This is a genomic window from Chromobacterium sp. ATCC 53434, assembly GCF_002848345.1.
Taxonomy (GTDB): Bacteria; Pseudomonadota; Gammaproteobacteria; order Burkholderiales; family Chromobacteriaceae; genus Chromobacterium.
In genome coordinates this window covers 408713-432551 of the sequence record NZ_CP025429.1, presented here as the reverse complement: position 1 = coordinate 432551, position 23839 = coordinate 408713, and the positions used below count along the sequence as shown (strand labels likewise).

The following is a 23839-nucleotide window of genomic DNA, read 5'->3' as shown; positions in this document are numbered from 1 at the left end:
GGTGGGTCTTGCTGAAGCCTTTTCTACATCGCTGGTTGCTGCCGGCGGCGCTGCCGCCCGCGCTGGCGCTGCCCGCGCTGCATCTGGCCTTCCCCGCGGCCGCTCCCGCCGGGCTGTGGCTGACGCTGGCCACCGGCCTGGCCGCGCTCGGCCTGGCGTCATCGCATCTCGTCCAGCAGCGCCGGCAATTGCGCCTGCTGCGCCAGCAGCAGGCCTATCTGTCCAGCATCATCGACAACGCCGGCGAAGCCTTCATCACCATCGACATCCGCGGCCGCATCAGCCTGTTCAACCATGCCGCCGAGCGGATGTTCGGCTACGCCGCCGCCGAGCTGCAGAACCAGCCGGTCGCGGTGCTGATGCCCGAGCCTTACCACAGCCGGCACGAACACTATCTCGCCGCCTATCTTCGGCGCGGCGGCCCGCCGGCCGAGCGTTTCGAAGTCCATGCCCAGGGCCTGCGCAAGAACGGCGACATCTTTCCGCTGCACCTGTCGACCAGCGAGTTCCAGGCCAACGGCCAGCGACAATTCGTCGGCGTCATCGTCGACAACAGCGAGCAACAGCGGATGGAAATGGCCTTGCGCGCCGGCGAGCAGCGCTACCGTTCGGTGGTCGACGCGCTGGACGAGGGCGTGCTGATCCATGACGGCGCCGGCCGGGTGCTGGCCTGCAATCCATCGGCGGCGCGGATACTCGGCACACCGCAGGCCGAGCTGGAGGGGCGCGACGTGGCCACGCTGTGGCAGGACGGCACGCTGGAGGACGGCACGCCGTTCGCGCCGGAGAGGCAGAGCGGCCGCCTCAGGCTGGCGCGCGACGGCGTGGTGCTGGCGGTGCACCGCGGCGGCGCGCGGATCTGGCTGAAGCTGGCCAGCGTGCCCTTGCAGCAGAAAGGCCCCGACCGCGATTGCACGGCGCTGATCTTCAACGACATCACCCGGATGCGCGAGGCCGACGAGCAGGTCCGCCTGCTGCTGCGCGGCATCGAGTCGATGTCGACCGGCATCCTGATCGCCGACGCCCGCGACCGGCAGCTGTCCACCGTCTTCGTCAACGACGGACTCTGCCGGATCAGCGGCTACGACAAGGAAGAGATCCGCCGCCGCGGCCTGCGCTTCTGGAGCGACGACGGCAACGACGCGGCCACGCTGGCCCGGCTGGACCACGCGATCGCCAACGCCGTGCCGGTGTCGGCGCTGCTGTGCAATCAGCGCAAGGACGGCAGCCGCTTCTGGAACAATCTGGCGCTGACGCCGATATTCGACCACCACGGCCTACTGACCCACTTCGTCGCCGAGCAACACGACATCAGCGCCCAGGTCGAGGCGTCCGAGTCGGTGCGGAGCAATGAGCAAAGCTGGCGCGAGGCGCTGGAATCGACCGGCATGGGCGTGTTCGAATACGATGTGCAAAGCGGCGCGATGCAGCTCTCCCCCGGCTGGCTGGCCCAATTGGGCTATCTGCCCGAGGCGGTCAACGGCTCCGCCAGCCAGTGGAACGCGCTGATCCACCCCGACGACATGGCCTCGCGCAATCAGGGCCTGCGCGCGCTGCTGGCCGATCAGGCGCCCTTCGTCGAAACCCGCTACCGGGTGCGCAAGCGCAACGGCCTGTACTGCTGGGTGCTGAACAAGAGCGCGGTGATAGAGCGCGACGCCGCCGGACAGCCCCGCCGAGTGCGCGGCACCCTGTCCGACATCAGCCTGCAGAAAGAGGCCGAGGCCTTCCTGGTCGACCAGCAGGCGCGGCTGTCGCAGCTGGTGGCCGAGCGGACCAACGACCTGGAGCGCGCGCTGCACGAGGCCCATTCCGCCGACCGGCTGAAGGACGAGTTCATCGCCAATATGAGCCATGAGATCCGCACGCCGATGAACGCCATCATCGGCTTCGCCGACCTGGCGCTGCACACCGGACTCGACGAGCAGCAGCGCGACTACCTGCAGAAGGTGCACGAGGCGGCCAGGTCGCTGCTCGGCATCATCAACGACATCCTGGACTTCTCCAAATACCGCTCGGGCCGCTTCACGCTGGACGTCCACCCGTTCCGCCTCGACGACATCTGCCGCCAGACGCTGTCGCTGATCGAGCCGCTGGCCGAGCAAAAGCGGCTGCAACTGCGCGCAGACTGGCCATCCGGCTTTCACGGCGCCTTCCTCGGCGACGCGCTGCGGCTGAAGCAGGTGCTGACCAATCTGCTGTCCAATGCGGTGAAGTTCACCGAAAACGGCTACGTCGGCCTGGAGGCCGGTTTCCTGGAGGACGCGGAACAGGCCGTCGTCTGCCGCTTCATCATCCGCGACAGCGGCATAGGCATGGACCAGGAGACCCAGGTCAATCTGTTCAACCAGTTCATGCAGGCCGACGCCTCCACCACCCGCCGCTTCGGCGGCACCGGGCTGGGCCTGGCCATCAGCCGCCAGCTGGTGGAGGCGATGCGCGGCGTCATCCGGGTGGAGAGCCAGGTCGGCCAGGGTTCGGTCTTCACCATAGACCTGCCGCTGCCCAGGGCCGAGGAGCAGGACTGTCCGCCTCCCCAGCTGGCGGTCGGCGACATCTCGCTGCGCGGCCGCCGCGTGCTGTTGGTGGAGGACAACGCCTTCAACCGCGAATACGCCCGCGAGCTGCTGAGCGAGGCCGGCGCCGACATCGACGAGGCCGCCGACGGCCAGCAGGCGCTGGACGCCGCAGCCGGCCGCGACTACGACCTGGTGCTGATGGACATGCAGATGCCGGTGATGGACGGACTGGAGGCGACGCGGCGCATCCGCGCGCTGCCCGGCCGCCAGCGCCTGCCCATCGTCGCGATGACCGCCAGCGCCCGCTCCGAGGACCGGCGGCAGGCGCTGGACGCCGGCATGGACGACTATCTGAGCAAGCCCATCGACCTGGACGCCTTCTGGCAGACGCTGGCCAGATGGTGCCCGCCGGCCGAAGCCGCGACGGTCGCGCCCGCTGCCGACGCGCCCGACGACGACGGACTCAGCCTGGCGGCGCTGACGCAATTCGACACCGCCGGCGCGCTGGACCGGATGCGCGACAACCGCGAGCGTTATGGCCGGATGCTGCGCCACTTCGCCGAACACTGGCAACGCGAAGGCGCCGCGCTGGAAACCTGCCTTGGCCGGCAGGACTGGGGAACGCTGCTGCGCCATGCCCACACGCTGAAGGGCGGCGCCCGCACCGTCGGCGCCGAGTCGCTGGCGGACGCGGCCAGCCTGCTGGAGCAGGCCTGCGAGCGGCCGGGCGCGCCGGAGGCCGCCGAGCTGCAGCAGGAAGTGCAGCGCAGGCTGCGGCTGGCCCTGCGGCAGATAGGCCAGGCGGTCGGGCTGCCGGCCGGCGAACGGGCTATAGATTGAAAGGGGCGGCCCGCGCGGCCGCCGGACACGGGGACAGCAATGGAAAACGCGGATTTCACCATCTGGGCGATAGACGACGACCCGCTGCAACGGATGTTCATCCAGGACGAGCTGGGCGGCGACTGGCCGTTGCGGCTGTTCGCGTCCGGCGAAGAGGCGCTGGCCGCGCTGAACGACGGCGGCGGCCCCGAGATGGCGCTGTGCGACGTGATCATGCCCGGCATGGACGGCTTCTCGGTCTGCCGCGAACTGCGCGCAGCCGACAGCCAGATGCAGATCGTCTTCCTGTCGTCCAACACCGGCAACGAGGCCAAGCTGACCGGACTGGACGCCGGCTGCGACGATTTCCTCGACAAGCCGATAGACGGCGAGGTGCTGCGCTACAAGGTGCAGCTGGCCCAGCGCGCGCGCCGGCAGAAACAGCAGCTGAGCGCCGAGATCGCCAGCGCCCGCACGCTGGCCTTCGACATCATGGCCAATGCCGGCGAGCTCGGCACCGTGCTGGAATTCATGCGCCGCACCCAGGACTGCGCCAGCGAGGCCATGCTGGCGCGCCAGGTGCTGGAAAGCATACGCGGCGGCTACGACCTGATAGGCAGCCTGCGGCTGCGCCGGCCCGACTACAGCGTGCTGGACCTCGACGCCGACGGCGAGGTTTGTTCGCCGCTGGCCAGCTCGGTCCTCGACAATATGCAGGCGATGGAGCGCATTTTCACCTTCCGCAACCGCATGTGCATCAACTACCCGAACCTGACGCTGCTGCTGCACAATATGCCGGAGGACGATCCGGACCGCATCGGCCGGCTGCGCGACCACCTGGCACTGATCGCCGACGCCGCCGAGCGCCGCCTGCAGAACATACGCAACGAGGTGCTGCTGCAGCGCCAGACCCAGGTGCTGGGTGTCAGCGTCCGCGAAATGAGCGAGGCGCTGGCGGCGCTGGAATCACAGCATGCCCGCGCCAACGCCGAAATCAGCGAGCGGATGCTGGAGTTCTGCGCCCACGTCCAGCAGCTGGCGATAGGCTTCGGCCTGACCGACGAGCAGGAGTACAAGCTGGACCAGGCGGTCAGCCAGTTCGGCAACACCATACGCAATCTGGACCTGATGCAGACCGGCACCGACCGGCAGTTGCAGAACACGCTGCAGCGGCTGCGCGAGCTGATGCAGGCCCAGCCCGGCTGAACCATGAAAAAGCCGCGCCGGGCAAAGCCCTGGCGCGGCCGGATAGGCGCTGGCGGCGGCTTACTTCAGCGCGTAGATCGCCGGCAGATTGCGCCAGGCGCCGCGCACGTCCATGCCGTAGCCGAACACGTAGCGGTCCGGCACGTCCAGGCCGACGAAATCGGCGCTCAGCGGCTTGGCCTTGCTGATCAGCTTGTTGGCGAACACGCCGCTGTAGCAGGCCGTGGCGCCCATGGCCATCACCTTGTCGCGGATCGCGGCCATCGTATGGCCCTCGTCCAGGATGTCGTCCAGCACCAGCACCACGCGGTCGCGCACGTCTTCCTTCGGCGCCTGCTTCCACACCAGCTCGCCGCCGTGGGTCTTGTCGCCGTAGCGGGATACGTGGACGTAGTCGAAGTCCAGCGGGAATGCCAGACGCGGCAGCAGCTGGCCGGTGAACACCACCGCGCCGCCCATCACCGACAGCACCAGCGGGTATTCCTCGCCCAGCTTCTCGGTGATCTCCACCGCCATGCGGTCGACGGCGGCACTGACTTCTTCGGCGGTGAACAGCACGTCGGCGCTGTTGATCAGGCCGCGGGCTTCGGAAATACTAGGCATGATGACTCCTTGCAGAACAGGTTGCGCCGCCAGCGGCGACGCGATCGAAAAAACGGTCAGCTGATTTTCAGCTCTCGCAGAAAAGCGGCGAATTCGTCCGCCACCTCGTGATGCTTCAGGCCATAGTTGACCGTGGCCTTCAAATAACCGAGCTTGGAGCCGCAGTCGTAGCGGGTGCCGTTGAACGGCAGCGCCAGCACCGCCTCGCTCTTCATCAGCGCGGCGATGCCGTCGGTCAGCTGGATTTCGCCGCCGGCGCCGGCCGCGGTATTGACCAACTTGTCGAAGATGCGCGGCGTCAGGATATAGCGCCCGACCACCGCCAAATTCGACGGCGCCTCTTCCGGCCTCGGCTTCTCGACGATGTGCTCGACGCGCTGATGGCCCTGGGCGTCGCCGGCCGTCTTGACGATGCCGTAGGAGCCGGTCTCCTCCGGCGCCACCGTCTCGACGCCGAGCACCGAGGTGTGCGTCTCGTCGAACAGCTTCACCATCTGCTCCATCGCGCCCGGCGCGCCCTCGATCAGATCGTCGGCCAGAATCACCGCGAACGGCTCGTCGCCGACCACCGGCCGCGCGCACAGCACCGCATGGCCCAGGCCCAGCGCCTCGGTCTGGCGGATGTAGATGCAGCTGACGCCGGGCGGAATGATTTCCTGCACCAGTTGCAGCAGCTTCTGCTTGTTCTTGTACTCGAGCTCGGTCTCCAGCTCGTAGGCCTTGTCGAAATGGTCTTCGATCGAGCGCTTGTTGCGGCCGGTGATGAAGATCAGCTCGGTCATGCCGGCCGCGATCGCCTCCTCCACCGCGTACTGGATCAGCGGCTTGTCGACGATGGGCAGCATTTCCTTCGGACTGGCCTTGGTGGCCGGCAGAAAACGGGTGCCCAGACCGGCAACCGGAAACACGGCTTTAGTGATCTTCTTCATCTTGGTTCTGCCACAAAAGTGTTTTGCGATATAGACAGCGCCGCATTCTAGCCCTTCTTCGCCCGCGCTCAAAATGTCTGTGGAGTCGACAGCGCCGCGGCCACGTCGACCAGCACCGGCGGCCAGTCGCCCGGCCGCGCCTGCCGCCACAGCCGCACTGACGGATACCACGGCGCGACGTCGGCGTCCGCGAGGAAGAACGGCGCGCTCTCGGCGCGCAGCAGCGCCCAGACCGGCTTGCCCATCGCGCCGGCCAGATGCAGGATGGCGGTGTCGACGCAGATCACCAGATCCAGCTGCGCCACCAGTGCGGCGGTGTCGGCGAAATCGGCGATGGCCGGCTGCGCGACCAGGCCTTGCAGCTCGGCCGGCAGCGCGCCCGGCTGCAGCGCGACGAAATCGATGCCCGGCACGCGGCAGATGCCGGCGAACAGCGCCGGCGGCACAGACTTGTGCTGGCGCCAGGCGTCGGCGATGCCGACGCCCCAGCGGCCGCTTTCCCACACCACGCCCACCTTCAACCGTCCGCTATCCGGCAACGGCGGCGTCTGGGTCGCCACCGCCCGCAGGTACGGCGTCGACGGCAGATTGTCCAGCGTCACGCCCAGCGCGCCCGGCAGCGACATCAGCGGCAGCTGGCAATCGTGGGCCGGGGCCGCGTCCGGCGGCAGCAGCTCGACGCCGTCGAACTGCGCGAACAGCCGGTGAAACGGTTCCGGGCAGGCCAGCAGCAGTCTGGCGTCCGGATGCTCGGCGCGGAGGCGCGGCAGGAAGCGCGCCATCTGCAGGCTGTCGCCCAGGCCCTGCTCGGCCCACAACAGCAGCGCGCGCTTGCCCAGCGGCCCGCCGTTCCAGAGACGGCCGGAATGGCGCGGTTCGAGTATGCTGCGCCAGCGCGCCTCGTACAGCGGCCAGGCTTCGGCGTAGCGGCCGGCCAGCAACAGCGCGATGGACAGGCTGAACTGCAGATTGGCGTCGTCGGGCGCCAGCCCCAGTCCGCCCTGCAGCACCGCGATGGCGTCGTCCAGCAGCAAGGCGCTGGTGCAGACATTGCCCAGATTGTTGCAGCGGGCCGGCGTCAGGCCGTCCAGCTCTATCGCCTTCAGGAAGCAGGCGATGGCGTCCTGGTAGCGCAATTGATGCTGGCGCACCACGCCCAGATTGCTCCAGGCGTCCGCGTGGCCGGGCTCCGCCGCCAGCGCCTCCTCCAGCAGCTTGCCGGCCAGCTCCAGCTCGCCGAGCTCCTTCAGCAGCACCGCCAGATTGCTCTTGATATTGGCCGAGGCCGGATTCAGCGCCGCCGCCGCCATGTAATCGTCCAGCGCGCGCGCGCTGTCGCCCGCCTGCAGCCGGGCGCCCGCCCGGTTGGCCAGCGCCTGCCAGTCTTTAGGATTGACCGCCAGGCAGCGGTCGAACGCCGCGATCGCGCCCTGCCAGTCCCCGGCCGCCACCCGGCGGTTGCCTTCATCGAAATCCGCCGTCACCACTGCCTTCAACGCCATGCGGCCTCCGTCAATTTGCGGCCAGCAGCGACTGCAGGCCGGCCTCGTCCAGTACCGCCACGCCCAGCTCCTGCGCCTTGACGAGCTTGCTGCCCGCCTCCTCGCCGGCCACCACGTAATGCGTCTTCTTCGACACGCTGCCGGACACCTTGCCGCCGGCGGCCTCGATCAGCGCCTTGGCCTGGTCGCGGCTCAGCGTCGGCAGCGTGCCGGTCAACACCAGCGTCTTGCCGTCCAGCGGCCTCGCCGCCGCCTCGGACTCGGCCGACAGGCCGGCCAGCAACTCGTCCCGCAAGGCCGCCAGCGCCGCCAGCAGCGCCCGCCGCGCCGGATCGTCCAGCCAGTCGGCCAGCGCGTTGATCACCTCGGCCGGCAGCTCCAGCTCCAGCAGCGCGCGCCGCTCGCTCGCCGCCAGCCAGGACAGGCTGCGCTGCGCCGCCAGCTGCTGGCTGCGCACCTCGGTCAGCCGCGGAATCGCCAGCCGCGCCAACAGCGCCGCGTCGTCCAGCCGCTCGCGCAGCCTCGGCGACGGTGCCCGCTCGTCGGCCGGGCTCAGCTCGGCAAGCAGCGCGTCCAGCGCCTTTTCATTGTTGTCCTCGGCGAAGAAATCGGCCAGCGAATCCGCCACCACGCCGCCGATATCGGGCAGCGCGGCGAACAGCGCGGCCGGGCTGCGGCGTATCAGCGCCATCGTCCCCAGCCAGTCGGCCAGCGTCTTCGCCGTCGATTCGCCGACGTGGCGTATGCCCAGCGCGAACAAGAGCCGCGCCAGCGGCGGGGCGCGGCTGGCGTCTATCGCCGCGATCAGGTTTTCCGCCCACTTGCTGGCCACCTTGCCGGCCTTGACCGTCTCCGGTGTCACGCCCTCGTCCTCGTCGGCGCGGCGCTTCATCTCCAGCAGGTCCTCCAGCTTCAGCCGGTACAGGTCGGCGACGCTCTTGACGTAGCCGTACTCGACCAGCTTGTCGATATAGCGCTCGCCCAGGCCGTCGATGTCCATCATCCGCCGGCCGGCGAAATGCTGTATCGCCTGGCTGCGCTGGGCGCGGCAGGACAGGCCGCCGGAACAGCGGGCGATGGCTTCGCCTTCTTCACGCACCACATGGCTGCCGCAGACCGGGCAGGCGGCGGGCAGGCTGTAGGCCGGATATTGCGGCTCCTCGCCGGCGCTGAACAGGTCGCCGCCTTCGGCCGGCTTCATCGGCCGCTGCGCCAGCACCACCGACACCACCTCGGGAATCACGTCGCCGGCGCGGCGCACGACGACGGTGTCGCCGACGCGCACGTCCTTGCGCCTGACCTCGTCCTCATTGTGCAGCGTCGCGTTGGTGACGGTGACGCCGCCGACGAAGACCGGCTTCAGCCGCGCCACCGGCGTGATGGCGCCGGTGCGGCCCACCTGCTCCTCGATCGCCTCGACGACGGTCAGCGCCTCCTCGGCCGGGAATTTGTGGGCGATGGCCCAGCGCGGCGCGCGCGACACGAAGCCCAGCGCGTCCTGCTGGTCGCGGCGGTTCACCTTGTACACCACGCCGTCTATCTCGAACGGCAGGCCGCCGCGGCGCGCCAGCACGTCCTGGTAGTAGCCGGCCAGGCCGTCGACGCCGCGCACCACCGGCCGCAGGCTCTGATCGACGACCGGGAAGCCCAGCGCCGCCAGCCAGCTCATCTCGCCGGCGTGGGTCGCGGGCCAGTCGGCGCCGTCGACGCGGGCGATGGCGTAGGCGAAAAAGGACAGCCGCCGCTGCGCGGTGATGCGCGAATCGAGCTGGCGCAGGCTGCCGGCGGCGGCGTTGCGCGGATTGGCGAAAGTCTTGTCGCCGCGCTCGAGCTGCTCGGCGTTCAGGCGCTCGAAATCGCGCTTCAGCATCAGCACCTCGCCGCGCACCTCCAGCAAGGCCGGCGGGTTCGCGCCGTCCAGCCGCAGCGGGATCGCGCGTATCGTGCGGACGTTCTCGGTCACCTGCTCGCCGGTCACGCCGTCGCCGCGGGTGGCGGCGCGGCTCAGCACGCCGTTCTCGTACAGCAGCGAGATGGCCAGGCCGTCGAACTTCGGCTCGGTGGCGTACTCGATCTCGGCCGCGTCCAGGCCCTTGCGCACCCGCTCGTCGAACTGGATCAGCTCGGCGTGGCGCTCGGCCGGATCGGCCAGCTGCATGTCGGAAAAGGCGTTGGCCAGCGACAGCATCGGCACCGCGTGGACGACGCCGTCGAATTCGGCCAGCGGCGCGCCGCCGACGCGGCGGGTCGGCGAGTCGGCGCCGGCCAGTCCGGGATCGGCCTCCTCCAGCGCCTGCAATTCGCGGAACAAGCGGTCGTATTCGGCGTCTGGCACCGTCGGCGCGTCCAGCACGTAGTATTCGTGGCCGTAGCGGTTCAGCAGCGCGCGCAGCTCGGCTGCGCGCAGTTCGTTTGCAGTCATCGGAAACTCTCGAACGGCAAAAGGGCCGGCAAGGCCGGCCCCGTAGTCATAAATTTATCGCTCAGGCGAACAATCGCAAGGCGGCCACGCTGCCCGGGGCGATGCCGCGGTCGTCCATGCTGCCGTAGATGTGCAGCAGCTGGTCGCGGATGCGGGCCAGGCCGGCATCGCTCAGCGCGCGGCGGTTGTCGTCGACCAGCTGGGCGTCGAACTCCTGCGCCAGTTGGTGGGCGAAGTACACGGCGCGGTCGAACACGTCGACCCCGCCGGCGACGCGCGGCACATCGAACAGCAAGGTCAGAGCCGGGAAGGACTTGTCCAGCAGCGTGTGGAAGGTGAACGGCATCTGGTCGGCCGCCACCAGCGAATACAGGGTGTTGCCGGAATCGGCCAGGTAATGGAAGGCGCCGTCCGGCTCCAGCTGCAGGCCGGCGGCCTCGGCGAAGCTGCGCAGACGCGCGCCCTCTATCGACGACTTCGGCACGATGTTGATGCCGATCAGCACGTCGACGTCGGCGCAGAAACGGTCCAGTTCGCGCGCCGCCACCAGCTTCTGCTGACGCTGCGGGAAGCTGACCGCGGCGTCGTGATCCTCGGCGAATCGCGACACTTGCTGGCAGAAGGCAGCCAGTTCCTGTTCGCTGACCGCGCCGGAACGATCGACCATCTGCATGCTGACGTTGATCTGCTTGTAGCGGGTGCCGGGCAGCGCTTCGGCCACCTTCCACAGCCCGCGCTCGGTGCGGCCTATCAGCTGCGTGCGCTTGCCGACGTTGAAGCGCGGCATCGCCGCCAGCTCGTGCGGCTCGTGGAACAGCACCTCGGCGATGAAATCCAGCGACGGATCGAGCATCGCCACCACCAGCGCCTGGTGATCGGCGGAGTCCAGCGCCAACTCGGCCTCCTCCTCGTCATCCATCACCGGCACCTCGACGCCGGCCGCCGCGACCGCGGCGAAGTCCTGCGACGGGCGCGCCGGCGGCGGCTCGTCCGGCAACTGCGGCTCGAACGGCTCCATGTCGGCGTCGTCCGGCTCGTCGTCCAGCAACACCGGCTCCATCCGGTCGGCGCGCATGCCGTCGCGGACGTTGTTCTTCGGCACGTCCAGCAGCACGTCGCCGTGCGGACGCGCGAAGGCTTGGTGCGTCCGCTTGCGGAAGCGCCATTCCTGAAACATGTTGAAACCGACCACCAGGGCGATCACGCCGCCGCCCAATATCAAAACACCAATCTGCAATTCGCTCATCAGCCAGTCCGCATTAAGGCGAATAATCGAAGCCGCCCTGTCCGGTAGGGCCATATCATGCGGCGGCTTCCCGCTATTATCCTGTCGCCGGCCGGCTGCAGTCTGCCAGCGGCCAACCCGCATCCGGCACGGGCATTCCACGCTCATTATAACGAAAGCCCGCTGCCGCGCACCATTTGGCAATACAAAAACGCTTGACAAAACCGCCTGCCAAGCAGACGTCATGCGGTCCAAGCGTTTACGGCGCGTCGCCCGGGAAATTCGGCGCAATCAGGACTGGCCGAGCCGGGAAAGTTCGTCAAGATGAACATGACATTTCAGACAGGCGAATTTATCCCAATCGCGTGCCAGAATTGGAGATAACTCTGTTACAGGGCCGTACTAGTCTGTACAACACTGCTTAGAACAGCACGGGGACTCTTTCGATGAAAAAATCCGATCAAGCCAGTTTCCTGCCTGTCGTACGCGAATTGTCGCGCACTTACCAGGCCTTTGAACAGTTCGCCAGCTACAATATCCGCCGGCTGGGGCTGACGCCACCACAGTTCGACGTGGTGACGACACTGGGTAACAGTCAGGGAATGAACTGCAAGGAACTGTCCGATCACACGCTGATCACCAAAGGCACGCTGACCGGCGTGCTCGACCGCCTCGAAGACAAGGGCATCGTTACACGCAGCATGCAACCCAACGACCGCCGCAGCGTCTTCGTCGCTTTGACTCCATATGGCCAGCAGTTGTTCAATCAAGCGTTTCCGGCCCATCTGGATTACATGCACAACGCCTTCCAGCAGTTCGGCGAACAGGACCTGTCCGGCTTCTGCAACGAGCTGGGCCGCCTGCGCCAAAGCTTCAGCCAGGCGCTGGAGCAGCAGGAGAACGAGCCGGCGTGATCCGGTAACGCCGGGCGGCCCAGGCCGCCCGGGCCGGCGCGGCTCCCGCCGCGCCGCCGCCCTCCGTACCGGCCCCGAGACTGGCGCCGGAACGGAGGGCTTAATTTTATCCGGGCGCTAAGAACCTGGCTTTGTCAAACGCCCCTTGCAGTGAATGACACTGCGGCGGGCCGCTTTTCGCGCCCTGCATCCGGCAGAAAGCGGCCGCTGCCAAAAGATCGTGAACAGGTTCTAACAGCGCAGCGCCGCCTGCGGCCGGCTGTATTGCCACCATGCCACCGCCGTGCACAGCAGGTAGAAGGCGAAGAACATCGCGAACGCCGGCAGCACGCCGCCGAACCAGTTCAATGAAGAACCGAAGGCCTTCGGGATGACGAAGCCGCCGAAAGCCGCCAGCACTGAGCTGACATTCATCGCCGACGCGCCGCGCCTGCCGCCGCGCAGATAGGCCAGCCGCGGGTCGGTGCCCAGCCGTTGCGCCTCGCGCCCGGCCAGGATCAGAAATACCTTGGGCGCCAGCTGGTAGGACGAACCGTTGCCGACGCCGGCGGCGAAGAAGATCAGCTGGAACATCGCCAGAAACAGCCAGAACGAACCGCCGTCGCCCGAGGCCGGCAGGCTGAGATACGCCCCGACGGTGCCCAGGGCCATCGCCAGATTGCTGATGACGGTGGCGATGCCGCCGCCGACGCGATCGCCCATCCAGCCGCCCAGAGGCCGCGACAAGGCGCAGACCATCGGCCCGACGAACAGATAGGGGCTGGCGTCCACCAGCGGGAACATGCTGCGCGCCAATAGCGGGAAGGCGGCGGCGAAACCGAGGAAGGTGCCGTAGCTGCCCATGTACAGCAGGCAGATATACCAGGTGTGCGCATCCTTCATCGCGTCCAGCTGGTCGCGCGGCGTGATCCGCAGCTTGGGCAGGTCGTGCGCGTACAACAGGCAGGCCAGCGCGATCAGCAGGATGGCCGGCAGCCAGAGATAAGCGGCGTTCTGCAGCCAGACGAAATGCACGTCGCCGCCGCGGCCCCACACCTGCGGCTCGCCGGCCCAGCCGCCGAACAAGGGGAACAGGATGCACAGCGGAATCAGCAGCTGGGCGACCGACGCGCCGAGATTGCCGAAGCCGGCGTTCAGCCCCATCGCCAGGCCTTTTTCCGAACTGGGGAAAAAGAAGCTGGTATTGGACAGATGCGAGGCGCTGGCGCCGCCGCCTATGCCGCAAAGCCCGGCGACCAACAGCAATTGCCAGAACGGCGACGAAATGTCGGTCACCACCGCGCCGACGCCCCAGGCCGGCAGCAGCAACAGCAGCGTCGACAGCCCCAGCCACAGGCCGCCGCCGACCCAGCTCCAGATCCAGGAATAGATCAGCCGCATCAGCGCGCCGACCAGCGGCGGAATCGACACCAGCAGAAACTGTTGCTGGCTGGAAATCAGGAAGCCGACCGCCGGCAGATTGACCACCACCATGCTCCACATCATCCAGATGTTGAAGTTCAGGTGCAGGGAGAAGATCGACAGCCACAGATTGCGCCGGGCGATGCCGCGGCCGCGGCTCAGCCAGAAAATGGGATTTTCCGGCTCCCAGCGCTTGATGCTTACGGTCATGACTCTAGTTTCCACAATGACGAAACGGCGCCGCCGGACTGTCCTCTCCAGTCCGACAGGCCGGCGGCGCAGTATGCCATCGCGCCGTTCAGCGGGGTTTGCTCCGGATCAAGACCGGACTCGGAGCCTGTTCAAAGTCTCGCGAGGCAAGGAGAAAACGGCTGAAGGCGAAAGCGGCAGAAAACGGCCGATGCCGGAAAAAGATCGCGCACAGGCTCTCAGGCCGTCTCCCGCATCTTCAGCGCCTCGACGATGTCGACCGCGACGATGCGGCTGACGCCCTGCTCCTGCATCGTCACCCCGACCAGTTGCTCGGCCATTTCCATCGTCAGCCGGTTGTGTGAAATATAGAGGAACTGGGTGCGCTCCGACATCTGCTTGACCAGGTCGCAGAAGCGGCTGGTATTGGCGTCGTCCAGCGGCGCGTCCACCTCGTCCAGCAGGCAGAACGGCGCCGGGTTCAGCGAGAACAGCGAGAACACCAGGCTCATCGCCGTCAGCGCCTTCTCGCCGCCGGACAGCAGGTGGATGGTGCTGTTCTTCTTGCCCGGCGGCTGGGCGATGATCTGCACGCCGGCGTTCAGCAGGTCCTCTCCGGTCAGCACCAGCTCGGCGCGGCCGCCGCCGAACAGCGTCGGGAAGAATTCGCGCATCTTGGCGTTGACCGCGTCGTAGGTCACTTGCAGCATGTCGCGGGTCTCGCCGTCTATCTTGGCGATGGCCTCCTCCAGCGTCGCCATCGCCTGGTTCAGGTCGTCGGACTGGCTTTGCAGATACTCGCCGCGCTGCTTCGCCTCGTCCAGTTCCTGCAACGCCGCCAGATTGACCGCGCCCAGCCCCTCCAGCGCGCGCGCCAGCCGGGCGATCTCGGCCGCCAGCGCGTTCGGCTTCACCCCCTCATTCAGATCGGCCAGCAAAACCGCCTCGTCGGCGCCGGCCTGCGCCAGCTCCTCGGCGAAGCGCTCCATCGCCAGCCTGGCCTCCTGGTGCTTCAGCAGCCAGTCGGAACGCGCCTCGCGCAGCGCCGGCAGCGCGGCGTTGGCCTCGTGCTGGCGCTGGCTGATCTCGCGCATCCGTTCGGTCAGCTGATTCAGCCGGTCGCGCGCGGCGGACAGCTCGCCCTCTCGCGTCTCGCGTTCGGCCAGCGACAGCTGCAGCGCCTCCTCCGGCACCGCCTCGTCCACCGTCTCCGCCTCGCCGGCCAGCGTTTCCAGCCTTTCCTGCAACTGCTCGTCGCGGTCGGCCAACTCGCGGCCGCGGCGCGACAGCTCGGCCACCTTTTGCTCGGCGCTGTGCAGGGTCAGCCGGATCTCGTGCAGCACGCGCTCGGCGTCGCGCGCCTTGTTGCGCGCCAGCTCCAGCCGGGTCTCGGCGTTCAGCCTCGCCAAGCGGACCTCTTCCAGCTGCAAGGCCAGCTCCTCCAGCGTCAGCGCCGCCTCCTCGCCCATCAGCTCGGCCTCGGCAATGCCTTCGGCCGCGTGCCGCCTCTCCTCGGCGATGCGGCCGCGCTCGGCCTCGATCGCCGACAAGCGCGCCGCGCCCTGACGCGCCGCCTGGTCCAGCTTGACGTGCTCCAGCGTCGCCGCGTTCAGCTCCGCCTCCAGCCGGGTCAGCGAACCCTTCTGGCCGCGCACCGCCTCGGCCAGCATATTGCCCATGCTCAGCAGGCCGTCGCGCTTTCGCTGCAAGGCCTCGATGTCCGGCCCCAGCGTCTCGGCGCGGGCGCGGGCCTGGTCCAGCAGCAGCTTGCGCGCCATCAGGCCGTCGCCGCTGGCCTCGGCGTGGTAGCGCACGCTGGCGGCGTCGACGCGGTGGCCTTCAGGCGTCAGCCAGCATTCGCCGGCGGCCAGCTCGCCGCGGCGGGCCAGCGCCTCGTCCAGGGTATCGGCCAGATAGACGCCGGCCAGCCAGTCGGCCAGCGCGGCGTCGAACGGGGCGTCGGCCCGGGCTTGCGCCAACAGCGTCGGCCAGCTTCTTGGCGGCGAGCCGGCGACGGCGCGGTTCGCGCCGTCCACCACCGCCAGCGCCGCCGGCGGCTGCGCGCCGGGCAGGCCGGCCGCGCGGGCGGACAGGCGCTCGCCCAGCACCGCCTCCAGCGCCGTCTGCCAGCGCGCGTCCATCCGCAGCGATTGCCACAGCTGCGGCGCGTCGGCCAGCTGGTGCGCCTCCAGCCAGCCGGCCAGCTGCTCGCCGGCCGCCTCGCGCTGCAGCAGCGCCGCCAGCGCGGCGGCCTCGGCCTCGGCGCGCGCCATCTCGGTGCGCAGGCCGGCCAACTGCTGATCCAGTTTTTCCCGTTCGGCGGCCAGGTCGGCCTGCTTGGCCTCGTCGGCCACCAGCCGCGCCCGCACCGTGTCCAGCGCGGCCTTGGCCTTGGCGGCCTCCTGCTGCGCCGCCTCCAGCGCCTGGTGCTCGGGCAGGTTCAGGTCCGACAACTCGCGCGTCAGCGCCGCGTCGCGGCCGTCCAGCTGCTGCGCCCCCCGCTGCCAATGCTCTATCTTCTGCCGCGACAGATCGCGCTCGCGGGTCAGATTGGCCTGCTGCGCGATCAGCTGCGATTGCTGCTGGTCCAGCTGGCGGAAGGCCGCCTCGGCGCCCGGCAGCTCGTCGGCGCCGTCCTCCAGCGCCATCTGCGCCTCTTCCTGCCTCAGCTGCGCCTCTTCCAACCTGGGCAGCCAGTCGTCCAGTTCCGATTCCGCCTGGCGGCGGCTGTCGGCCAATTGCTGGCGTTCGCTGCCGGCGGCGGCCAGATCGCGCTCCAGCCGCTGCCGGCTCTGTTCGCGATGGCGTTGCGCCTCCTCCAGCCTGGCCAGCTGGGCGTTGGCCTCGAACAGCCGCTGCTGCGCCTCGTGCACCCCGTCGCTGGCGGCGAAGTGCTGCTCGCGCACCGTCTCCTGCTCGGTTTCCAGATGGGTGACCGCCGCCTCGAAGGCGGCCTCCTCGGTCTCGATGCGCGCCAGCTCGCCGCGGGCGTGCGCCTCGTTGCGGGCGGCCTCCTCGCGCCGCGCCAGCGCCAGCAGGTTCTGCTTGTGGTTCAGCGCGCCGCGCATGTCGTGGTATTGCGCGGCCACCTCGGCCTGCTCGGACAGCCGCTCCACCTGCCGCTCCAGCTCCTGCCGCAAATCGGCGATGCGCTCCAGATTGGCGCGGGTGTCGGACAGGCGATTTTCGGTCTCGCGACGGCGCTCCTTGTACTTGGACACGCCGGCCGCCTCTTCCAGATAGGCGCGCAGCTCTTCCGGCCGCGCCTCGATGATGCGCGAGATCATGCCCTGCTCGATCACCGCGTAGCCGCGCGCGCCGACGCCGGTGCCGAGGAACAGGTCGGTGATGTCGCGCCGCCGGACCTGCTGGCTGTTGATGTAGTAGCTGGATTCGCCCTGCCGCGTCAGCACCCGCTTGATCGCCACTTCGGCGTACTGGCCCCACGGGCCGGTCAGCTGGCCGTCGGCGTTGTCGAACACCAGCTCCACCGAGGCCCGCGACACCGGCTTGCGGCTGGACGAGCCGTTGAAGATCACGTCCTGCATCGATTCGCCGCGCAGCTGCTTGGCGGACGACTCGCCCAATACCCAACGCACGGCGTCGATCACATTGGACTTGCCGCAGCCGTTGGGACCGATCACCGCCACCAGTTGGCCCGGCACCGCGATGCTGGTCGGATCGACGAAGGACTTGAAGCCGGCAAGCTTGATATGGGTCAGGCGCAAAACATCCTCGCTGCGAAGGGGGGGCAATCGTTCATTTTATCAGGCCGCCGCCGGCAGCGGTGGCGTCGCGTTCCGGCGGAAAAATGCCCTAGCCAGCCGGCATGGCAGTTGTGCCATAATGGCCGTATGGAATCCTTATCGCTGTGCAATCACTTCCTGATCGCCATGCCGGGCATGGGCGATCCGCTGTTCGCCAAATCGCTGGTCTATCTGTGCGAGCACGGCGAACATGGCGCAATGGGCCTGATCATCAACAAGCCGTCCGGCATCGCGATGGCCCAGCTGTTCGATCAGATCGACCTGCCGCTGGACGACGAAGACACCCGCACCGGCCTGGTCTACTTCGGCGGCCCGGTGCAGCCGGACCGCGGCTTCGTGCTGCACCAGCCGGCCGGCAGCTGGCAGTCCAGCCTGATGGTCACCGACGACATCGCGCTGACCACGTCCAAGGACGTGCTGGTGGCGGTGTCCGAAGGCAAGAAGCCCGAGAAGCTGCTGATCTCGCTCGGCTATGCCGGCTGGTCGGCCGGCCAGCTGGAGAAGGAGATCGCCGAAAACGGCTGGCTGACGGTGCCGGCCGATCCCGCCATCATCTTCGGACTGCAGTGCGAGGCGCGCTACGACGCCGCGATGGCGCTGCTGGGCTTCGACCCCTCGCTGCTGTCGTCGGATGTCGGCCATGCCTGAAGGTTGCGCACTGGCTTTCGATTTCGGCGAGCGCCGCATCGGCGTCGCCGTCGGCGACACCATGCTCGGCATTCCCCACCCGCTGGCGACGATAGACACGCCGATCACCGACGAGCGCTTCGCCGCCATCGCCAAACTGATAGCGGAATGGCGGCCCGCCCAGCTGGTCGTCGGCCTGCCCATGCATCCGGACGGCGAGGAGCATGAGCTGTCCGCGCTGTCTCGCCGCTTCGCCAACCGGCTGAAGGGCCGCTTCGGCCTGCCGGTATGGCTGGTCGACGAGCGCTACACCTCGGTGATCGCCGAGCAGCTGCTGGAGGAAGCCGGCGTCAAGAAGGGCCGCAAGCAGAAACCGGCGCTGGACCAGGTCGCCGCCCAGGCCATTCTGGCCGGCTGGTTCGAGCAGCCCGGCACCGCCGTCTGATGTCGGCCAGACTCGTCGCCTTGCTGCTGATCTCCGCCAGCGTCGCCGGCTTCTGCTGGCTGTGGCGCCAGGCGCAGTTGGCCAACGCCGCCCAGGACTGGCCGGTCGCCGTCGGCACCGTCGAGCGCAGCGCCGTCGAATGGCGGCTGCGCCGCGGCGGCGACAACGGCGATCAGCGCGAATACCGCGCCGACATCGTCTACCGCTACCAGGCGAACGGCCAGACCTACCGCGCCGGCAACGTTCGCATTCCCGACGCCGGCTTCGGCGGCAGCCAGACGCTGGCCGCCGACACCGTCGGCCGCTACCCGGCCGGCTCGGCGGTGCAGGTCCATTACCATCCCGCCAAACCCGCTCAGGCCTGCCTGGAAACCGGCGTGCACTGGAGCGTGCGGGCCGGCCAGCTGCTGATGCTGCTGTTCGCCGCCGCCGGCGTCGCGCTGTTTCTGCGCGGATAAAGCCCAGACTAAGTCCTTGTTTTGTTAGCAGCTATTAAGCGCTATTGAGTCCCGAGGGCAAACTGCCGATACTGATTATCGAAGGCAGTTTCACCGGAGGGCCCATCATGAGCATCAGCCAAACCGCGCAGATTTCGCTGGCCAGCGCCGCGCTGCTGAACGGCGGCACCGTGCCGTCGCCGGTGGTGCAGAACGGCAACGCCACCCCGGCCCTCGCCAGCGAGGCCGCCCAGCTCGCCCAGGACTCCAGCGCCATCGTGCTCTTGGGCGGAGACAGCGGCAGCGACGTCGGCACCTACGACGCCGCCGGCCTGTTGAACGGCTTCGCCACCGCCGGCACGCTGCAAGGCAGCGCGCTGAGCCCCAGCGGCGGCGAGTCGGCCCAGGACAGCACCGACCAGCAGATCGTGTCGCAGATGCTGGGCGCCAGCAGCAGCGGCGCCGCTTCCAGCCTGAACGGCAACTGGGCGACGATCTTGCAGAGCAATCCGGCGCTGGCCGGCGAGGCTGTGGCCGACAGCACCAACGGCAGCATCGTCGACACCATGGCCTAAGACCCACTAACAAAACCCCTGATCCTGCGTTGCGCCTCCTTGTCGTACGACTGGTACTGCCTGCGTCGGCGCGCCTTGGCTCAGGTTCTCTGCGAGGTTTTGTTAGCGGCGCCAAGGAGCCTGTTCCGCCGCCAATAAAAAAAGCCCGGATGCTCCGGGCTTTTTGACATCAGCGGCCGCCTTGCTTGCGGCCCTCTTTCTCTTTCAGCTTCTCTTCCCGCAGGATGGCCCGCTCGGCGGCGAGAATCTTGGCGCGCTTCTCCCACGCCTGCCATTGTTCCGGCCGTTCCAGCGTGATGCGGCCGACCTGGCCGTCGCGAAAATCGGTCAGCACGATCTCGGCGGCCTTCTGCATATTGATGCGGCCGCCGGACAACACCGCGCCGCGCCGCTTGCCTATCATTTCCAGCGCCTGCCAGTCCTGTGCGCCGTCCAGCGCCTCGACGTCCAACTTGTAACGGGCGGCCAGATCGGCGTGGTAATGGACCAGCAGGTATTTCAGCAGCTCCAGCGCCACCTCCTCCTCGTCCATCGCGTTGCGGCCGACGGCGCCGCTGGCGGCCAGATTGTAGCCGCCCTCCTCCACCTCGATCTTCGGCCACAGCATGCCGGGGGTGTCGTACAGCTCGAAATCGTCGGCCAGGATGATGCGTTGCTCGTTCTTGGTGACGCCCGGCATATTGCCGGTCTTGGCGATCTTGCGGCTGGACATGCTGTTGATCAGCGTCGATTTGCCGACATTGGGAATGCCGCAGATCAACACGCGCAGCGGCTTTTCCAGCCCGCTGCGATTAGGCGCCAGCGCGCGGCAGGCGGCGATCAGCCGCTGGGCCGGCGCCCGCTCGCCGGCGTCCATGCCCAGCGCCTCGGTCTGCTTCTGGGCGCGGTACCAAGCCAGCCATTGCTCGGTGACGACCGGATCGGCCAGGTCCTGCTTGTTCAGCAGCATCAGCCTGGGCTTGCCCTTGGCCATGCGCGCCAGCATCGGATTGGCGCTGGATGCCGGCAGGCGGGCGTCCAGCATCTCGATGACGACATCGATATCCTTCAGGCGCTCGGCGACATCCTTGCGCGCCTTGTTCATATGGCCGGGGAACCATTGGATTGCCATTGTTCAACGCTTTCTAATCGGGTCCAGCAGGTAAGTCAGACCGTTGTGGTCCAGTTCCTGCATCAATTGCAGCAGCCGACCGATCTCGCCGGGCGGAAAGCCCTCGCGGGCGAACCAGTTCAGATAATTGCCCGGCAACTCGCAGATCAGCGTGCCCTTGTGCTTGCCGAAGGGCATCACGCGGGTGGTCAGGGACTGCAGGTCTTCAGCTTGCATGATGGCAGGTATAGATAGAGGTTGGGCATTGTGCCAAAGTCGGGCCGCCAGCAAAACCCCCGGCCCGGGGCGCGTCCTAGCGCGCCGGCATAGTCTTGCGGTCGTTGAAGTACAGGAAGCCCTTCACCACGCGGTAGATGTACCACACCCACACCGCGAACAGCACCACGCCGCCGACCAGCAGCCACAGCGTGGCGAAACCGACGACATAGCCGAGCAGCGCCAGCCAGAAGGTGCGGATCTGCCACTCGAAATGGCTTTCGTACCAGGTGCCGCGCACATCGTCGCGCTTGACGTAGTTGATGATGACGCCGATCAGCGCGGTGACGCCGACCAGCAGGCTCACCGCCTGCAGGATGTAGACCACCAGCGTCAGATTGTTCAGCTTGCGCTCGTTCTCGTCGTGCAACTCCAGCTCCATGGGCCGGTTCTCCTGTTCATTGTCCAGACAGTTCGGCAAAACGCGCCGTCAATCGTTCACGACAGCGCCGGCTGGCCTCGGCCACGCCGCCTCGCGGCAGCGGATGCGCGCGCCAGCCGCGCCATGTTCCCGCCTCGCGTCCGGCCGGCAGCAATACCGGCAGCGCCGGCGCGAAGGCCAGGCCGCGCGCGTCGGCCAGCGCCCGCGCGCGGCGGTTGGCCTCGTCCAGCAGCGCCAGCTCGCCCAGCGCCAGTTCCACCTGCCGCCACTCCAGCAGCAGGATGCGCGCCGCCAGCCAGTCGGCCGCCTCGGCGACGCGGTCCGGCGTGGCCCCTTCCGGCCAGCCCCGGGCCAGCGCCAGTCGCAAGGCCAGCAGGCGGATTTCCGGCAACAGCGCCTCCGACAGGCAGGCGCCGTCCGGCAGCGCCGACGGCGGTCCCGGACGATAAGCCAGCGCCTCGCCGTCGGTCGCCAGGGCGACCGGGTACAGCGGCAGCGCCGCTTGCGGCAGGCTGCGGCTGGTGGCGAGGATAAGGACGTCGCTGACTTCGTTCATGGCACTGTCTCCTGGATGGAAGCTTGCCGCCTCTCCGGAGATCATTTGTTGCTTGACGCTGAAAAGACAAATGCCGCCGGAATCCGGCGGCATGGTCGGGAATGACTCGATGGCTTCGCGTATCTCGCTGCCGAGCCTATCCCTGGCGCCGCCGGGAAGGGCGGTACCAATAATAGGCATGGGCGAAAAACACGGTGCGTTCGAGCATGCCGTCAATGCTGCCAACGATGGCCGCCGCCGTCAAGTCATTGTTTCGCAAGCCCTGACGGCGATCAAAACGAAAAAGCCGGGTTTCCCGACGGAAAACCCGGCCTGACGACGCGGAACGCCCGATCACATATTCGGGTAATTCGGGCCGCCGCCGCCCTCCGGCGTCACCCAGTTGATGTTCTGGGTCGGATCCTTGATGTCGCAGGTCTTGCAGTGCACACAGTTCTGCGCGTTGATCTGCAGCCGCGGCTGGCCTTCGTCGCGGCCGACGATCTCGTACACGCCGGCCGGGCAGTAGCGCTGCTCCGGCGCGTCGTACTTGGCCAGATTGACGGCGACCGGCACCGACGCGTCCTTCAGCTTCAGATGCGCCGGCTGGTCTTCGCTGTGGTTGGCGTTGGAGATGAACACCGACGACAGGCGGTCGAAGGTCAGCACGCCGTCCGGCTTCGGATAGGCGATCGGACTGAACTCGTCGGCCGGGCGCAAGGCCTCGTTGTCGGCATGCTTGTGATGCAGCGTCCACGGCGCGCGGCCGCGGAACACGAAGGTGTCCAGCGCCGAATAGATCATCGCCGGCCACAGGCCCCAGCGGAACGACGGGCGGATGTTGCGCACCTTGTGCAATTCGTCGTGGACCCAGCTCTGCTTGAACTTGGCCGAGTAGGCCTTGGCCTCGCCGCCCTGGGCGCTCGCCTCGTCGCCCAGCAACTCGAACACCGCCTCCGCCGCCAGCATCGCCGACTTCATCGCGGTGTGGGTGCCCTTGATCTTCGGCACGTTGAGGAAGCCGGCGGTGTCGCCGACCAGCACGCCGCCGGGGAAGGTCAGCTTGGGCAGGCTCTGTAGGCCGCCCTCGTTCAGCGCGCGCGCGCCGTAGGACACGCGGCGGCCGCCGTCGAACACGCCCTTGATCGCCGGGTGGGTCTTGAAGCGCTGGAATTCCTCGAACGGCGACAGATAGGGATTCTGGTAATCGAGGCCGACGACGAAGCCGACCGCGACCAGATTGTCCTCCAGATGGTAGAGGAAGGAGCCGCCGTAGGTGGAGGTGTCCATCGGCCAGCCGACGGTATGGGTGATGTGGCCGGGCTGATGATTTTCCGGCTTCACCTCCCACAATTCCTTGATGCCGATGCCGAAGGTCTGCGGATCGGCGCCGTCGGTCAGATTGAAGCGCGACAGCAGCGTCTTGGTCAGCGAGCCCCTACAGCCTTCGGCGAAGATGGTCTGCTTCGCCCACAACTCCATGCCCGGCTCGCCTTCCAGCTCGCCGTTCCGGCCGGTGCCGACATTGCCGGTGGCCACGCCCTTGACCGAGCCGTCCTCGTGGTACAGCACTTCGGCGGCCGCGAAGCCCGGATAGATCTCGACGCCGAGACTCTCCGCCTGCTGCGCCAGCCAGCGGCAGAAATTGCCCAGGCTGACGATGTAGTTGCCCTTGTTGTGCATCTGCGGCGGCGTCGGCAGCTGGATGGACTCGGTCTCGGTCAGATAGAGGAAACGGTCCGACAGCGCCGGCGTGTTCAACGGCGCGTCCAGCTCCTTCCAGTTCGGCAGCAGCTCGGCCAGCGCGCCGGTTTCGATCACCGCGCCGGACAGGATGTGGGCGCCGATCTCGGACCCCTTCTCCAGCAGACAGACGCCGATGTCGCGGCCCTGCTCGGCCGCCAGCTGTTTCAGACGAATCGCCGCGGCCAGGCCGGAAGGGCCGCCGCCGACGATCACCACGTCGTATTCCATGT

The 23839-nt window shown here is 67.8% G+C and carries 20 protein-coding genes; 8 read left to right on the top strand and 12 right to left on the bottom strand.

The features are described 5' to 3' along the window. Positions 1-8: 8 nt before the first annotated feature. Both CXB49_RS01855 and CXB49_RS01850 read left to right on the top strand, forming a co-directional pair. Positions 9-3359 carry a PAS domain S-box protein gene (locus CXB49_RS01855; protein WP_158300585.1) on the top strand — a complete coding sequence of 1117 codons (3351 nt, stop codon included), beginning with the start codon at positions 9-11 and terminating at the stop codon, positions 3357-3359. 39 nt (positions 3360-3398) lie between these two features. After that, on the top strand, positions 3399-4544 hold the full coding sequence (locus CXB49_RS01850; protein ID WP_101706824.1) for a response regulator transcription factor: 1146 nt from the start codon (positions 3399-3401) through the stop codon (positions 4542-4544). Positions 4545-4604: 60 nt separating this feature from the next. On the opposite strand, the gene CXB49_RS01845 is transcribed toward CXB49_RS01850, so the two are convergent. From CXB49_RS01845 to CXB49_RS01825, 5 genes are all read right to left on the bottom strand, one after another. After that, a complete protein-coding gene (locus CXB49_RS01845; RefSeq protein WP_101706823.1) occupies positions 4605-5147 on the bottom strand; it encodes a hypoxanthine-guanine phosphoribosyltransferase in 543 nt (180 codons plus the stop codon). A 56-nt stretch (positions 5148-5203) separates the two neighbouring features. After that, positions 5204-6076 (bottom strand): UTP--glucose-1-phosphate uridylyltransferase GalU, encoded by an 873-nt coding sequence (gene galU, locus CXB49_RS01840; RefSeq protein ID WP_101706822.1) that lies wholly within the window; start codon positions 6074-6076, stop codon positions 5204-5206. Between the two features lie 68 nt (positions 6077-6144). After that, positions 6145-7578 (bottom strand): tetratricopeptide repeat protein, encoded by a 1434-nt coding sequence (locus tag CXB49_RS01835; RefSeq protein ID WP_101706821.1) that lies wholly within the window; start codon positions 7576-7578, stop codon positions 6145-6147. Positions 7579-7588: 10 nt separating this feature from the next. Next, positions 7589-10000 (bottom strand): NAD-dependent DNA ligase LigA, encoded by a 2412-nt coding sequence (gene ligA, locus CXB49_RS01830; RefSeq protein ID WP_101706820.1) that lies wholly within the window; start codon positions 9998-10000, stop codon positions 7589-7591. A gap of 61 nt (positions 10001-10061) precedes the next feature. Beyond that, a complete protein-coding gene (locus CXB49_RS01825) occupies positions 10062-11246 on the bottom strand; it encodes a cell division protein ZipA C-terminal FtsZ-binding domain-containing protein (RefSeq protein WP_101706819.1) in 1185 nt (394 codons plus the stop codon). Between the two features lie 425 nt (positions 11247-11671). Between CXB49_RS01825 and CXB49_RS01820 the strand changes: the two genes are divergently transcribed. After that, positions 11672-12139, top strand: coding sequence for a MarR family winged helix-turn-helix transcriptional regulator (locus CXB49_RS01820; protein ID WP_101706818.1), 468 nt, complete (start codon positions 11672-11674; stop codon positions 12137-12139). A gap of 231 nt (positions 12140-12370) precedes the next feature. Here CXB49_RS01820 and CXB49_RS01815 read toward each other — a convergent pair whose 3' ends face one another. Together CXB49_RS01815 and smc are read right to left on the bottom strand one after the other, a co-directional pair. Next, on the bottom strand, positions 12371-13750 hold the full coding sequence (locus CXB49_RS01815) for an MFS transporter (protein ID WP_101706817.1): 1380 nt from the start codon (positions 13748-13750) through the stop codon (positions 12371-12373). A 218-nt stretch (positions 13751-13968) separates the two neighbouring features. Further along, positions 13969-17457, bottom strand: coding sequence for a chromosome segregation protein SMC (gene smc / locus CXB49_RS01810; RefSeq protein WP_101706816.1), 3489 nt, complete (start codon positions 17455-17457; stop codon positions 13969-13971). A gap of 126 nt (positions 17458-17583) precedes the next feature. On the opposite strand from smc, the gene CXB49_RS01805 reads away from it, so the two are divergent. The 4 genes from CXB49_RS01805 to CXB49_RS01790 all read left to right on the top strand — a co-directional run bounded on the left by CXB49_RS01805 (position 17584) and on the right by CXB49_RS01790 (position 19580). Next, positions 17584-18144 carry a YqgE/AlgH family protein gene (locus CXB49_RS01805; RefSeq protein WP_101706815.1) on the top strand — a complete coding sequence of 187 codons (561 nt, stop codon included), beginning with the start codon at positions 17584-17586 and terminating at the stop codon, positions 18142-18144. Next, complete coding sequence (ruvX, locus tag CXB49_RS01800; RefSeq protein ID WP_101706814.1) at positions 18128-18568, top strand: Holliday junction resolvase RuvX; 441 nt, start codon at positions 18128-18130, stop codon at positions 18566-18568. Before CXB49_RS01805 ends, ruvX begins: the two co-directional genes overlap by 17 nt. After that, positions 18568-19026 (top strand): DUF3592 domain-containing protein, encoded by a 459-nt coding sequence (locus CXB49_RS01795; RefSeq protein ID WP_101706813.1) that lies wholly within the window; start codon positions 18568-18570, stop codon positions 19024-19026. The genes ruvX and CXB49_RS01795 overlap by 1 nt, the downstream gene beginning before the upstream one ends. Before the next feature lie 107 nt (positions 19027-19133). After that, positions 19134-19580, top strand: coding sequence for a hypothetical protein (locus CXB49_RS01790; RefSeq protein WP_101706812.1), 447 nt, complete (start codon positions 19134-19136; stop codon positions 19578-19580). 169 nt (positions 19581-19749) lie between these two features. Here CXB49_RS01790 and ylqF read toward each other — a convergent pair whose 3' ends face one another. From ylqF to CXB49_RS01770, 4 genes are all read right to left on the bottom strand, one after another. Further along, positions 19750-20691: a ribosome biogenesis GTPase YlqF gene (ylqF, locus tag CXB49_RS01785; protein WP_101706811.1), complete on the bottom strand. Its 942-nt coding sequence runs from the start codon at positions 20689-20691 to the stop codon at positions 19750-19752. Positions 20692-20694: 3 nt separating this feature from the next. Continuing rightward, positions 20695-20907 carry a DUF3820 family protein gene (locus CXB49_RS01780; protein WP_101706810.1) on the bottom strand — a complete coding sequence of 71 codons (213 nt, stop codon included), beginning with the start codon at positions 20905-20907 and terminating at the stop codon, positions 20695-20697. A 76-nt stretch (positions 20908-20983) separates the two neighbouring features. Then, positions 20984-21328, bottom strand: coding sequence for a hypothetical protein (locus CXB49_RS01775; protein WP_101706809.1), 345 nt, complete (start codon positions 21326-21328; stop codon positions 20984-20986). Positions 21329-21344: 16 nt separating this feature from the next. Then, positions 21345-21884, bottom strand: coding sequence for a hypothetical protein (locus tag CXB49_RS01770; protein WP_101706808.1), 540 nt, complete (start codon positions 21882-21884; stop codon positions 21345-21347). Here CXB49_RS01770 and CXB49_RS23210 point away from each other — a divergent pair. Beyond that, positions 21883-22200: a hypothetical protein gene (locus CXB49_RS23210; RefSeq protein ID WP_158300584.1), complete on the top strand. Its 318-nt coding sequence runs from the start codon at positions 21883-21885 to the stop codon at positions 22198-22200. The genes CXB49_RS01770 and CXB49_RS23210 overlap by 2 nt on opposite strands. 17 nt (positions 22201-22217) lie before the next feature. Here the strand turns inward: CXB49_RS23210 and CXB49_RS01765 are convergent, their stop codons facing one another. Beyond that, complete coding sequence (locus CXB49_RS01765; RefSeq protein ID WP_101710567.1) at positions 22218-23837, bottom strand: electron transfer flavoprotein-ubiquinone oxidoreductase; 1620 nt, start codon at positions 23835-23837, stop codon at positions 22218-22220. Positions 23838-23839 lie beyond the last annotated feature (2 nt).

Excerpts from the sequence above, each read along its gene's own strand:
- CXB49_RS01815 (WP_101706817.1), bottom strand. The coding sequence starts at position 13,750 with ATGACCGTAAGCATCAAGCGCTGGGAGCCGGAAAATCCCATTTTCTGG.
- CXB49_RS01765 (WP_101710567.1), bottom strand. The coding sequence starts at position 23,837 with ATGGAATACGACGTGGTGATCGTCGGCGGCGGCCCTTCCGGCCTGGCC.
- ruvX (WP_101706814.1), top strand. The coding sequence starts at position 18,128 with ATGTCGGCCATGCCTGAAGGTTGCGCACTGGCTTTCGATTTCGGCGAG.
- CXB49_RS01775 (WP_101706809.1), bottom strand. The coding sequence starts at position 21,328 with ATGGAGCTGGAGTTGCACGACGAGAACGAGCGCAAGCTGAACAATCTG.
- CXB49_RS23210 (WP_158300584.1), top strand. The coding sequence starts at position 21,883 with ATGGCACTGTCTCCTGGATGGAAGCTTGCCGCCTCTCCGGAGATCATT.
- CXB49_RS01770 (WP_101706808.1), bottom strand. The coding sequence starts at position 21,884 with ATGAACGAAGTCAGCGACGTCCTTATCCTCGCCACCAGCCGCAGCCTG.
- CXB49_RS01780 (WP_101706810.1), bottom strand. The coding sequence starts at position 20,907 with ATGCAAGCTGAAGACCTGCAGTCCCTGACCACCCGCGTGATGCCCTTC.
- CXB49_RS01825 (WP_101706819.1), bottom strand. The coding sequence starts at position 11,246 with ATGAGCGAATTGCAGATTGGTGTTTTGATATTGGGCGGCGGCGTGATC.
- CXB49_RS01835 (WP_101706821.1), bottom strand. The coding sequence starts at position 7,578 with ATGGCGTTGAAGGCAGTGGTGACGGCGGATTTCGATGAAGGCAACCGC.
- CXB49_RS01790 (WP_101706812.1), top strand. The coding sequence starts at position 19,134 with ATGAGCATCAGCCAAACCGCGCAGATTTCGCTGGCCAGCGCCGCGCTG.
- ylqF (WP_101706811.1), bottom strand. The coding sequence starts at position 20,691 with ATGGCAATCCAATGGTTCCCCGGCCATATGAACAAGGCGCGCAAGGAT.
- ligA (WP_101706820.1), bottom strand. The coding sequence starts at position 10,000 with ATGACTGCAAACGAACTGCGCGCAGCCGAGCTGCGCGCGCTGCTGAAC.
- CXB49_RS01805 (WP_101706815.1), top strand. The coding sequence starts at position 17,584 with ATGGAATCCTTATCGCTGTGCAATCACTTCCTGATCGCCATGCCGGGC.
- CXB49_RS01795 (WP_101706813.1), top strand. The coding sequence starts at position 18,568 with ATGTCGGCCAGACTCGTCGCCTTGCTGCTGATCTCCGCCAGCGTCGCC.
- CXB49_RS01820 (WP_101706818.1), top strand. The coding sequence starts at position 11,672 with ATGAAAAAATCCGATCAAGCCAGTTTCCTGCCTGTCGTACGCGAATTG.
- galU (WP_101706822.1), bottom strand. The coding sequence starts at position 6,076 with ATGAAGAAGATCACTAAAGCCGTGTTTCCGGTTGCCGGTCTGGGCACC.
- CXB49_RS01850 (WP_101706824.1), top strand. The coding sequence starts at position 3,399 with ATGGAAAACGCGGATTTCACCATCTGGGCGATAGACGACGACCCGCTG.
- CXB49_RS01845 (WP_101706823.1), bottom strand. The coding sequence starts at position 5,147 with ATGCCTAGTATTTCCGAAGCCCGCGGCCTGATCAACAGCGCCGACGTG.